Genomic DNA, 12,959 nt, shown 5'->3' on the forward strand with positions numbered 1-12,959 from the left:
ACATGAAACTCAATAAAATTAATTACCAAGCGCTCATGGAATCACAAACCTCTACCCTCGAGCTAGAGCCTGGAGATCTCGAGTTTCTAATCGCACAGATCCACGAACATTTATCCTATACAGAAGATCTAAAGACGCATAACCTCGAATTTAACAATCAACCTTGCGCATTGGTATATATAGAGTCGCTTGTACAAGCCGAAGTGCTTCAATCTAGCGTTATTCAGCCGTTGTTGGAATCTAATTCTGGTGTTGTGGAGCAAATCGTAACTTCAATCGATGTCAAGCATTCCAATGATGTTCTTCAAATTGGGAAGTATCTACTTAATGGCTCTTGCATAATGGTCATGGAGAATGATCCTATCGCGCTCATGATGCTAGTCGCACAATCACATGTCCGTAATATCCAAGAACCCAAAGCTGAACAAGTCATTCAGGGTTCACACGAAGGCTTTATAGAGAGCTTAAGCACAAACATTTATTTGCTCCGCAATCGGATCAAAAGTCCAAAATTGAAGGTCAAGTACTTTACAATAGGCCGTGTCACGAATACGAAAGTAGCTATGATCTATATGGATAACATAGTTGATCCAACCATTACCCAAGAATGCGAGAAAAGAATTCGGTCAATTGATCTGGATTATTTATATTCCGCAGGAAATATCGACGAGATGATCGAGGAGCACCCGTTTTCGCCTTTTCCTCAATCCCTTCAGACCGAAAGGCCGGATCGTGCTGTTTCTTATTTAATGGAAGGGAAAATTAATATTCTCGTTGACGGTAATCCCAGCGTTTTGGTACTTCCCATCACTTTTTTTTCATTTTATCAATCCCCCGATGATTACAACAACAGATGGATCACAGGGACGTTTTTTCGTTGGATTCGATTAATTAGCTTTATTTTGGCCATATCTTTACCTGCGATCTATATCGCTACCGTCTCGTATAATTCCGAAGTACTACCGATTGGCATCCTATATTCCGTTAAGGTTTCATTAACCTACGTTCCATTACCGCCAATCTTGGAAGCAATCACCATGCAAATTATACTTGAATTGCTGAAAGAAGCTTCGATACGACTGCCCTCACCCATCGCCCAAACGATTGGTATTGTCGGGGGATTAGTCATAGGCACGGCCGTTGTGGAAGCACATTTGGTTTCTCATACCATGATTGTTGTTATCGGATTGACGGCAATTGCCTCTTTTGCAACTCCGATTAATGAGCTTGGAACCAGTTTGAGGATTCTAGGGTTTCCGACCATGCTTGCCGCATCAATGTTTGGCTTTTTCGGGATTGCCATCATGATGATGATCATCTTTATACATCTGTGCAAGTTAGAGACATTAGGGGTCGCTTATTTCGAACCTTTTGGTCCTTTTACGGGTAAGCAGAGTCTAAAAGATATTTTTCTAAGACTCCCTACATGGAGGAACAATAAACAACCTGGCAACACCAAACACTCCTTCTTCGTGAGGTGGAAGCGTCCTTGAAACCTACGATAAGTAGAACTCACTTGTTTTTTCTGATCATCAAGACGCAAATTGGCATAGGGCTATTATCTTTACCTTCGAAAATCCAAGGTTCAGCGAAAGGGGATGCTTGGATCTCCGTGCTTGTGGCCGGGGTTGTCATTCAGTTATTGCTTTTCGTATATTGGCAGCTGCTCAAAAAATTTCCCAATCAGACCTTAAGTGAATTGACGGTTCGAGTGTTTGGAGCTTATGTTGGTAAAGCTCTAAATTTAATCTACTATGCTTTTTTCATCGTTATTGCGGGTTATGCATGTACACTCTATGTGAAATTAGTGAATACGTGGATGCTCGCGCTTACGCCTAGCTGGGTACTCCTTTTGCTCATCATAGGGACCGGTGTCTATCTAGCCATTGAAAATTTGCGCGTCATTGGTAGATTTTTCTTATTATGTTCCGTACTTTTTGCCCTGCTGCTCTTGATCAGTTTTTTAAACTTTTCGAACGACATGCAATTTACTAACATTTTGCCAGTGGGTCAATCCGGTGTTGGGCAAATCTTCAAGGGAAGTGAAAGCACCTTTTTTTCAATGCTAGGTTTTGAGGTGATCCTCTATTTCTCTGCCCATGTCCAAAATAGCCCCAAAGGGTTGCTCCGTGTGATCTCCTTAGCAAATGGCTTTGTTACGTTATTCTACACGTACTTTGTATTCCTTTGCCTGATTGGATTTAGTCCTACCGCGTTAGCACAAGTGAATGAACCCGTTTTGTTTATTTTCAAAGGGTTAACTTATCAATTGTTTGACCGCTTGGATCTGATCTTCTTGACGATTTGGATTATTCCAATGACCGCCACCATTGTGTCTTATCTATGCATAGCTGGCAAAAGTCTAACTACAAATCAATCCTCTTATCGATGGATGATTTTGTTCAGTGGGGGGCTTATCTTTCTATTAGCGTCCTTTCTTTCCACATTGGAAAATTATGATGTCTTCAGTAAGTGGTTAGAATATGGCTACCTGATTATGATTGTCGTGATTCCACTGCTGTTATGGATGATGTCCTTCTTGCGGAAAAACATGAAAAAGGTCGGGTCAACATGAGAAAAAAACTTGTTCTTACGGTTTGCTTAGGATTTCTAGCTATGCTCCTCACAGGCTGCTGGGACATTCAATATTTAACGAGTAAAAAGATGATAAATGGCGTAAGCCTTGATAAAGCGAAAGATAATCAAATCCTCGGAACGATAAGAGCCGTTATTTTGGAGAGTAAAGGTGGCGGACAATTCGATGTGAAGGATGAACTCATGCAAGCAACGGGGGATTCCGTTTCCAATCTTGGTCACACATTAGATAGTATGCTTCCCGGTACCATTGAAGCAAGCAAGAACCATGTGGTTATCATCGGTGAAGATCTGGCGAAAGGAGGGTTAATGTCAACTTTAGAATTTTTTTATCGGAATCCTAAAGGGTATCTGAAATCGTATTTTATCATAAGTAAGGGAAGAGCCTCTGACATACTCTCATTTAAACAAATAGAAAAGGGTCCTGTTGCTTTTGGCATTAAACAATTGATTGATGGCGCAGTGCGTACGACGGTTGTTCCTGAGCAAACGAACTATTCGATATGGAGTCAAATCACGGATCCAGGTGAAGATACGGTTGTTCCCATGATTCGTAGTATTAATAATAAAGCTTTAGTCGTTGACAGTAGCGGATTATTTGATGGTGACAAATTCACTGGTGTGACTTTGTCCCGTGAGGAAAGTATCATCCTATTGCTTCTAAAAGACAAGCTGTACAAACATGCCTTCTTGGATATTCCAATTGGGCAGAGTTCTGCACCGAACAAGTCTAGCAAGTCAGAGACTACTTTGATTGTTTTTGAAGTAAGGAAATTAAAGAGAGCCTTCGAAGTTTCTGTTGATCCAAATACGCAAGAAATCGAAAGCACTGTTAAGATTGACCTCTATGGTGCGCTTAGTAGCTCCCCAAGCAGTTTGGGCCAAAAAATCGATAGAGAGCAGCTAAATCAAGAATTGTCTGCAGTACTAAACAAACAAGCAGCGGGCGTCGCAAAGCAATTGCTAGAAGCGAATTGCGATGCGCTTGGAATAGGAAGAAAGCTCAGAGTAAAGTACCCTGAGCGTTGGAAAAACATCGACTGGAAGAACAAATACAAGGATGTGAAGTTAAAGACGAATGTTCAAGTGCACATAACAAGTACAGGGGCTATCAGTTGAAGATCTTAGAAGGCTAGCGTAGCATTACGCCAATCTCCTTGGCCAATTGAAAGCTCCAAATGCCATTCAAAAGATGCATTTGCTAGAATCCGTTGTGCAGTCCCATTTGCGACTGCCATTTCAAGTGAATCATAATAGCCGATGCTAGGCTCTAAGGCACAAGTAACTCGATCGTTAAACATCCCTTCGTCTATCCACACTCCTAGGAATGGAACCTTATCTGGTGGGACAGACATGATCAAGAAGTTACCGCTTTCTTCGCCATATAACCCTGACCAGCCCTCTGGCACCTTGCTTTCGCAATAAAACTTTCGACCATCCCGAGTAACTTCTGGGGAAAGCCGCGACACGTCTTCCCATGCGTAGGATTCGCCATTCTTCAACGTGTTACCTTCGTACACGCAGAGCATCTCCTTCATGGATGCTGGAAGAAGAACACGCGTCGGTTCCGTGACACTAAATTGGGGATGCGGCACCCACAAAAAGGGAATTGGTTGATCACTATAATTGTAAACATGGTAATCAAGCCGCACCCGATCCGCAGATGGGAATGAGATTCGTCTCATGAACCGATAGGGAGCCTTTGGGCTCCGAACGGAACAAATAACTTCGTTACCTTCGATCACGTACTCCCATGGCAGCGCCCAAAGTTCACCATGATCAGGTAAATGAACATAGTTATCCATTTCCGCTGCACATGCCGTAATCGTAGGAAAACATTCATCCCAACCGCTCATATCCCAATCCGTGAAGGTGGAGCCGTATTTCGGCTGTCGCAAAGAACGAGGACCAGAGTCCAGCATCCACTCCTTCCCTGTAGGCTTATAAACAATCGAAACCAGTTTACCACCGAGTTGCGGTATCATTTCAATCCGAATCTGCTCACTTTCAATCGTTAAGGATTTGATGCCTTTGTAGTTTCCTGCTGCGATTATAGCCTTATGCTTTTCCATTAGAAACACATGCCCCGATGAATTCGAGCGCCAGTATGATTCGCTTCCTGACTAAGCGCTTTATTAAACTGCTCTCTCGCCAGTTCCAAATTACCTAGTCCGAGATGCCCAAGTCCCATCATATAGCGGCAGTGGACTTCATTCCGAACGTTCAAATTATCCTCGAATACCAAGAAGTCTGGCAACGAAACCGCGAAATAGTCGAATTTCACATCGTCGAATAGATGCTTCTCTGCGTAATCCACCAACTTATTGAAGCGACGCTTCGCTTCCTTTTCATTGCCCAACGCAAGCCAAGCCATCCCTTGATAGAAAATCATATCAGGCGGTTGGTCGTTGTAATACATCGCACTTGCCGGTTCCTCTAATCCTTGGGATGCAATGGTGAAACATTCTTGTGCAAGCTCAGCCTCATTTAAACCTCCATGTGCGAGGCCGAGGTAGTAATAGATGTTATTCTCTTGGGCACCCGACAGCTTGCCTTCTCCTAAATTGTCTGGATAAACAAGTGCATGCCGCAATAAGGTAACTGCCTCTTTGAACCGTTTCTCGGCCAAAGCTTGCTTAGCCAGTTCGATATGGGCAAAAACATGCTGCCCAGTTACTTTGCCCTCGCCGCCTTCCCAAGGATGGAAATTTCGTACCTTTAGAGCTTGAACAGCTTTTTCGTGATAACCCTGCGCATTCAAAAGGGTAACGTACTCGACGTAAAGATCGTCGCGTTTGTTGACTAAAGCTTGATGTTCCTCTAGCTTGCTGCAGCGAGTCTCTGCCGAGTAGCCAAGCTTTTTGTACAATTGATCCAGTTCATAAAATACGCGAGCGTCTTCATAATTGCATTCAAAAGCTTTCTCCATAGCAATAAGTGCTAATGCTGAATCCCCTCGCTTGTTGAAATAAGCAAGTGATAGATTCCGATTTACAGTCGGGAAATCTTCCTTTATAGAACGTGACGCTTCCCAATGCGTGATTGCATCCTCATGTCTTCTTTTATCGTAAAACCAATTTCCCAGGTAATAATGTGCTTTATCATCATTAGAATCTGCCGTAATGACACTCGTCAGTACTTGCAGATCGAATAGGCTATTCGGGAAACAGTAATCTGATGTTGCCGAATTACCAGCTTTCCTATGAAGCTGTGCCTGCTCCGCATTCCCTCTTTTCTCTTGCAGATAGTTAAGTGTGTAATGAACCATCGGGTACACTTCTGAAATAACGTGATCTTGGACGATACGATTAAGCACGTCAATCGCTTCCTCGTACAAGCCGCTATTCGCATAATCAGATGCTAGGTTCAGATAATTATGTGCGTCTTCGCGCATAAGTCGCACAAGCTCAGATTTCACTTCACTTGCAAGCGCTTGGTCACCTTGGCTAGTTAGTGTAAGGTATCGTTCATTGGCTGAACCGAAATCAGCGATATCTAATGCAAGTGTCTCCTGCGAGTAGACTAAGGCTTCCTGTGTTTGTCCCAGCTTGCGAAGAAGCGCGGCTTTCAGGTGACGTGCTTTGTAATTGCGGGAATTGCGAATGAGGGAACGCTCAACCAACTCCAACGCTTCTCCGTAAACCCCCTTCTCACAAGCAATCTGTGCAAGCGTGAAGAAGCCAGCGTCCTGCCAAGCTGCAGACCACGTCGATTTATATAGCGCGTCAAAGGCTTCTTCCAAACGTCCTTGAAGCTTAAGCGAAACACCTAACTGATAGAGAGCTTCACTGTCATAAGGGTTTGGATTCCTCCAAGTGAGTGTCTTCACTGCCGTCCGGAAATGACCTTCTGCCTCGGCAAACAATCCGCGGCGCAACAATTGTGTTCCGTATGCTACATTGATGCGGCTATCGCTTGGGTCGCGCTTCAAACCTTCCAGATAGTAATCTTCAGGTTCGAACGTTGCATGACGATACTGTTCCAGATGCAACCCTGCCAAATATAGCTGCTCATTCGTTTTCAACTCTTCTGGGGCTTGCAGTGGCTTAGCTGCATCCGGAACCTGCTCGATGGACGGCTTCGCAGGCTGATAGCCAATGAGTAAGGTACCGTGTGCATCACGGACAGTCAGCTTCAGGTCGTGTGGTTGATCGTTATCATCCAATGTAATCACAGACTTGAATGTTTGCGTCGGAGATATCTTGACGATTTCTTTCAAGTACGTGCGGCTGCGGCCTTTCAACTCTACGACAGCACCTTCGAAAACAGATGTCGCATACGCAAGCACGATAGCTTCACGCGACTTCTCATCAACTTCTAAGTTGACGGCTGCATCGATAGATGCATTTTTCACGACACCGATATTTTTGTAAGGCATGAAATATTGTTTGAAGGATTTCTCTTCATACGGCTGCAGCCACGTGAAATCCGGTTGATTGTCTGTGTAAACACCTGTCATCAGCTCGATATAGGGGCCATCTTCATCGGTTAGGTTACGATCCCATGCTTGACCAAACTCGCCATTCCCCCACGTCCATTGTTTCTTGCCTGGAGAAACGTGGTGATTCGCGACGTGAAGCAATCCCGCTTGAACACCATGATCATAACCGCCGACGAAGTTATAATCGGATTTATAAGCCATATAGGATGTGGGTACCGGAATATTTTTATAGCGTGAAATATCAACGCCTGCGGAGTAGTCCATTTTGTAATACGTTCCTGTCGCGATTGGAAATCTAGATACATCGCGTTTACCGTGGTCGAAGACCGCTGTTACATCGGGAGGAAATACGGATTGCGTATTTTCATTAACCGCTACCGCTGGGTTTGCCCACCATAGGAATGTCTGTGGTTCCGGTGTTCGATTGTACAACTGCGCCGATATTTCCAGATAGGCTTTGCCCGGATACAGGGTGAAACCAGCTGTAACTTTCGTTCCATACATACGGTCAATTTCGCTGACCCAAACTGTTGCGCTGCCATCTTCATTTTCGGTTAACTTGTATTCAACCGGACCATACGTATTTGGACGGTGATGCTGCGGCCAGTTGAACTCAATACCGCCTGAGATCCATGGACCAGCTAGACCAACTAGTGCTGGTTTAATCACACGATTGTAATAAACGAAATCGTAATCATTCGTTTTATCTAGGGCACGGTAAATACGTCCGCCAAGCTCAGGCATGATCTCGATGCGAACATATTCGTTTTCCAGAATCACCATACTATAGGATTGTGGTTTCTTCTCATCTTCAATTTTATCGATAACCGGATGCGGATACACCTTACCCGAGCTTCCTTGATAGACACGTTTCTCTAGGAACATTGGATTGCGATCTGGCTCTCCGATGCCATAAGTCGGTATTGACGACTTTTCTTCCCAAATGCGAACTTTCTGACTCAACACGATCACTCCTTTATCTTATTGTCTCTACTTTACCTTGACAGAAGCCAATCGCCAATTGACAAAATGCTTAATGTAATGGATTATATTCTTATTTATAGGAAGGAAGCGATGGGAATTGGATACCACTAGAAAACCTGAAGGATTTAAAGAAGAGAAATTATTTGTGCTCCCCGATTACATGCAGACAGAGCTATGCCGATCAGAGCTGACACGCGATTTATTCATAAGCGACATTGGATTTTTCCCCCAAGCACAGCATCATTATCGAGAACGACCCGAAGGCAGCGACTCCCACATCTTCATCTTTTGCTCAGACGGGGAAGGTTGGATCGAGTTGGATCAGCAAAGGACAATCGCTTTGACCCAAAACCATCTAGCCGTTATTCCTGCCAAAACGCCGCATCGCTATGGAGCCTCCTTATATGCCCCATGGAGTATTTACTGGTTTCATCTACGAGGCGACCATGTCACTTCTTTTATTCGAATGTATGGCATGGATGCGGGACCGCTCCATTTACCAGTTGGAGCCATTAGCGAATTTAAGGATGTTTTTGATAAGTGTTTTGCCTTGCTATCGGACAAAACCTATTCGTTGCCCATCCACACGCATGTATCACAGTCAATTCGACAGTTGATAAGCGGCATAGGTATCAGCGCTGGAGGTACCGCCAAGGACAAAAAAAGAGAGCAATATCTCGAACTCGCCATCCGCTACATGAGTGATCGTCTGGAGGATTCGATTAAGCTCCCTGAATTGGCCAAGCACACGGGCTTGTCGAAACAGCATCTAATTTTGCTATTTAATGAAGAGACCGGATTCCCTCCGATTGAGTACTTCTTGCGTCTCAAAATTCAGAAGGCCGCCCAATTGCTTAGTTTAACAGGATTGACGATCAAAGAAGTTGCTGCAACCATTGGGATCACGGATCCTTATTACTTCTCGAGATTATTCAAGAAAATGACGGGCTCCTCACCTAGCGCATATCGGAACGTTCCGAAGGGGTAAAGTCTTTCTCTAATGCGAAATGAAGGGCAATTGTTTTCTTCACATCTTTACGAATCCATTGTGCGAGACGATAGTTGCCATTGCGATTCGGCATCAAGCCTGGTAGAAGCTCCAGCTCTACATCGTCAGATTCACCTTCAGGCTGGATGATATAACGCGAATTGGCATAGGAGACAACCAGCTTATTCCCTTCCACGCAAATGACACTCTCATCCGTTCCGTTGGATACGAGCACTGGAACCGTGACGCCAACAGCGGATAACGGCATGTCTTCTGCTGCTTCAACGGACCATTCGGTTGTGACACCTTCGAAAGCAATCCGATAAGTTTCCGTGATCCCTGCTATCCCCTCGACACCAGGTCTTGGCAGCATATCAGCAATGGATCGCTTATACGCTGGATGTAGATCTTCATCAGGAGTACGCAAATCCATATCGTTTAAGAGCTGGAGTCCCGTTGAAGCATACTGGATTTGGAAGGACAACACATCAGGATCTGCCTGAACATTTGCCAGATTGGCTTGCCAATGCATCTTCTCAGGAATGGTTGGCACACCATCCTTATCCAAAGATGCAAAAGCTTCGTGCTTTCTTCTGCCAAAGCCTGCTAATCTGTGCCAGACGCCGTGCCCGTCCCTCCAAGTCAGTCCGATAGCTGCTGGTGTATGCGGACGCGGGATGATTTGCTTAGCCACAAAATAATTCAAGTGAACATTGCCGCTGAGCCCGGGTATCCCCATCGACAGTGCCGATTCTTCTGGGAAATCTGCTTTGTGCAAGCGAACCCAACCAGTTGCATCATGCCCCATTTGTGCAGCCGTATCCATGACGAGATGATAACTGCCTTGCTGAGGTCCTGTTGTTGCATAGATCCGCTGAAAAGACTCGATCGGTACAACATATCCGCCTAAATCCGCAGGCGTTGCCTTCTCCCGTATGCTTTCGTCAGCACTTTCGAAGCATGAAGCTGCGATTTGAGCTGCATATAAGCTGTACGTGGAATAATAGGCGTAAAATTCCCAACCATTTCGAAGATCGCTATCGAACCGATTCTTTAACAACCGAAATTCTACGGGATCTTCGATCCAGCGCATAATCGATTGCAAAGCTTTCCGTGCAGCGCGCTTGAAGCAGCCAGCCCATGCGAGATCTCCTACCTTCGCATACCGCGCTGCCTCACGTTCACAGAGATTAGCAAAGGTCAAATCATTCCAAATGATTTGGTTACTCCTGCCTCCAGAGCTCGTCCCTCCAGTTGTAGATTGCATAAACATCATCGTTTGGGCACCTTTGCGCAGCTGTAACTCCAGGAATTCCTTCCATTCCCCGTTATATCCGGCATCAAGTAACCCACTAAGCTGTTGACGTGCCGCCAAATCATAGGCAGCTGGGAGATTCGGGTCGCGATAGAGCCCTTCCCGTGTGAAACGCGTCATTTGTGGCTTCAAATACTTATCGATGAAAGCCGTAGAGTTCGTAAACCCTTCTCTATGCCTCATCATTTCTCCATGCATGGCATAAGTAGCCCAGTTGCGGATGGTGCGAATATCTGGAAAATTCCGAACCGTTTGACAATAAAAGGACTCAGGCTCAACGTTGGACAAATTCATTTCCCAAGCTTCGCTCCTCTTCGTATCAACCCTCGGTGACAGCAATTGATAGGCCCGAACTAACATGTATGTCGTGAAATCAGCGTGGTCGTCCGGAACTCTATTCTCGCCTAAACAGATACAAGCCCAATCCATCGCCAGTAAAATCAGATCTTGTACATCCTTACACCGTTCATTCGCAAGTAGAATCGCCCCAGCTTTGGCAAAAGAAGCGGTAGCAAATTCATGCTCTTTCCCATCACTAGGATCCAAGATCCCTCCGTTTTCACTTTGAAACGGAAGAAATTGCCGTATACGCGCTTCGGCAAAATCCAGATAGATGTCACGAGATAATCCGGTTACTTCAAAATTATCGTGCTTACTTGCTTGTTGAAACTTATCAATGTGAGGTTGAATCGGACTTGATCCCTTTAAACTTTCTAAATAATCCATTTCATCTGCGGTAAACATGCTGCACCCCCAAGACATAGTTAGATTTCTCTGATTTCAAATTGAAACTGGGCCGTCATTTCCTTTTCCACTTGCTTGCGATCCAATATAATCCTGTAAAATGGCATTCCCGATTTATAGTGAGAGTCTACCAAGAGATGCTCGATTTCAAGTTTCCACTGGTTTGGATCGTAGATCAGTACCACCGAATTCATTTGTAACCGTCCTGTATCTGTCTCTTGGGGCTCAACAGAACTTATAAATACCTCATGAAACGTAACCGATGTTTTATTCAAAACGACGCGATCCTTGATCACCAATTGAGGGTTCTCATTTAATGGACGTTTCCAAACAAATTCACGCGTGAGGCTTTCCATTGCAACACAATCATAAGCTTGGGTCAAATCAAGAGTTACTTCGAGACCGTCTTCTGTGATTTGCTTGTGTAAGATCTCCGACCTGTATGATTTTCCAAATCCTTGTCGGCAGCCGTCTATGATTGGTACGGAATGCCCATGAGAACCTGCGTTAATCATCTCGTATCTAATCTTTGGTTGAAAATACTGTCTGGTATAGCGTCCAAGCCCTAAATCAGCCAGCACATTTTGACCATTCACATGTAAAATAAAGTGCCCCAGATCATTATGATTGTGTGGCTCCTCATTATGTCCACCTTTAGCGGCAAATGCTGTAATCCCGCCATGTGATCCCCTTACTTTCGAGATGACCCATTGATTTCCGGTGAAAATCTGTTCTTGAAGTCTCTCTCCATCTTCTGCGGCGTGTTCAATTTCCGAGTCTAGTGACCACAGCATCCCTCTCGTTACATCTAACCAATTGCCTGGAACAGGTTTCATTCGGTATGCGTCCTTAGGAAGCTGCAGCGTTGGTACATAGTGTTGTAACCGCTGGATAAGCCCTGGATTCAGGGTGACTTCGTCGGCAGAATCGGAGAAATTAACGACCTTCCCCCCCGATAGCATACAGAATTGCGGAAACTGTGAAATCGCCGCCACCTTCTCATCGCTGAGAAGGGAAATCCGCCCATGCGTTCGTTCCTTTAACAATTCGGCAAAATAAACAAAATGTGAAAACCCATATTGCCAATAGGCGGGCCCTTCTGGTGTCGCACCCTGCTCATCAAAACCAGAGAAGTAATTACGCAGGACTCCAATCACTCGCCAAAGCATGCCAGCTAGCTTCTCACTATCTTCGATCATGTAAATAGCCGTCGCCCCTATACTTGAGGAGCAAACTGCCGGCCAATTATTTGTTTTCAATTCCCAGTTTTGAGGTGTCGGGTCATTGAAGTACACGTTAAATATTCGCTTTTCAATTTCCTCTTTCACACGATGAACAACCCAGGGATGCAAGCGATCTTTCAGCAAATGAACCGTTTCCGCCAACGTAAATGCCGTCATTCCTGCTAGAAGGTCTACTGTTTCACGGGGTGGAACAGGTTGGTCCCAGATGCCGTTCGGATATTCATTCACGTAAAGTCCCACATGTGCAGGTATTACCCACGTGTATTCGTTGCATACGTTCCAAATCGCATTCTCAAGTCCTGACTTCCATTTTGGCTTATCTTCTGTCGTCGCAAGCATGCTGAAGACATGGACACCAGAATACAGCTGTTCAAAGACTTTCTGATATATCTCTCTGTCTCCCGTATCGCCAAACAGCGTGAACTCCGTGAATAGCGGGGCTCTAACGGGATTTTCAATTAATTGCTCTGCTCTCTTTTCTAAGGAAAGCCAGAAATCGGAGTAGTTCACATCTTCCCGGATGCGACGCCAATTCTCAGCATGGGTTGCTTCTGAATAGAGCGTACGCGGTAAGTGTTGCGTTTCCTCTAAAGCATTCTTTAGTTGACGAAAGGTTAATTGCTGAAGCATATTTATGATCCACTCCTA

The 12,959-nt window shown here is 44.8% G+C and carries 8 protein-coding genes; 4 read left to right on the plus strand and 4 right to left on the minus strand.

What is annotated here, in order from left to right:
- Positions 1 to 2: 2 nt before the first annotated feature.
- Genes AC58QG_RS10305 through AC58QG_RS10315 form a run of 3 tightly spaced genes read left to right on the plus strand, consistent with a single transcriptional unit; the run spans position 3 to position 3,714 of the window.
- Entirely contained in the window at positions 3 to 1,493 is a 1,491-nt protein-coding gene (locus AC58QG_RS10305; protein WP_497361957.1) for a spore germination protein, read from the plus strand.
- Entirely contained in the window at positions 1,490 to 2,575 is a 1,086-nt protein-coding gene (locus AC58QG_RS10310) for a GerAB/ArcD/ProY family transporter (protein ID WP_497361958.1), read from the plus strand. The genes AC58QG_RS10305 and AC58QG_RS10310 overlap by 4 nt, the downstream gene beginning before the upstream one ends.
- A complete protein-coding gene (locus AC58QG_RS10315) occupies positions 2,572 to 3,714 on the plus strand; it encodes a Ger(x)C family spore germination protein (protein ID WP_497361959.1) in 1,143 nt (380 codons plus the stop codon). Before AC58QG_RS10310 ends, AC58QG_RS10315 begins: the two co-directional genes overlap by 4 nt.
- A gap of 5 nt (positions 3,715 to 3,719) precedes the next feature.
- Here AC58QG_RS10315 and AC58QG_RS10320 read toward each other — a convergent pair whose 3' ends face one another.
- Positions 3,720 to 4,667 (minus strand): hypothetical protein, encoded by a 948-nt coding sequence (locus AC58QG_RS10320; RefSeq protein ID WP_497361960.1) that lies wholly within the window; start codon positions 4,665 to 4,667, stop codon positions 3,720 to 3,722.
- Positions 4,667 to 8,008 carry a DUF5107 domain-containing protein gene (locus AC58QG_RS10325; protein ID WP_497361961.1) on the minus strand — a complete coding sequence of 1,114 codons (3,342 nt, stop codon included), beginning with the start codon at positions 8,006 to 8,008 and terminating at the stop codon, positions 4,667 to 4,669. The genes AC58QG_RS10320 and AC58QG_RS10325 overlap by 1 nt, the downstream gene beginning before the upstream one ends.
- Positions 8,009 to 8,117: 109 nt before the next feature.
- Here AC58QG_RS10325 and AC58QG_RS10330 point away from each other — a divergent pair, with 109 nt between their 5' ends.
- Positions 8,118 to 9,008 (plus strand): helix-turn-helix domain-containing protein, encoded by an 891-nt coding sequence (locus tag AC58QG_RS10330; protein ID WP_497361962.1) that lies wholly within the window; start codon positions 8,118 to 8,120, stop codon positions 9,006 to 9,008.
- On the opposite strand, the gene AC58QG_RS10335 is transcribed toward AC58QG_RS10330, so the two are convergent.
- Positions 8,977 to 11,067 (minus strand): hypothetical protein, encoded by a 2,091-nt coding sequence (locus AC58QG_RS10335; protein WP_497361963.1) that lies wholly within the window; start codon positions 11,065 to 11,067, stop codon positions 8,977 to 8,979. The genes AC58QG_RS10330 and AC58QG_RS10335 overlap by 32 nt on opposite strands.
- Before the next feature lie 20 nt (positions 11,068 to 11,087).
- Complete coding sequence (locus tag AC58QG_RS10340; protein ID WP_497361964.1) at positions 11,088 to 12,941, minus strand: heparinase II/III family protein; 1,854 nt, start codon at positions 12,939 to 12,941, stop codon at positions 11,088 to 11,090.
- Positions 12,942 to 12,959: the final 18 nt, after the last annotated feature.

This window comes from Paenibacillus sp. J22P169, assembly GCF_059691995.1.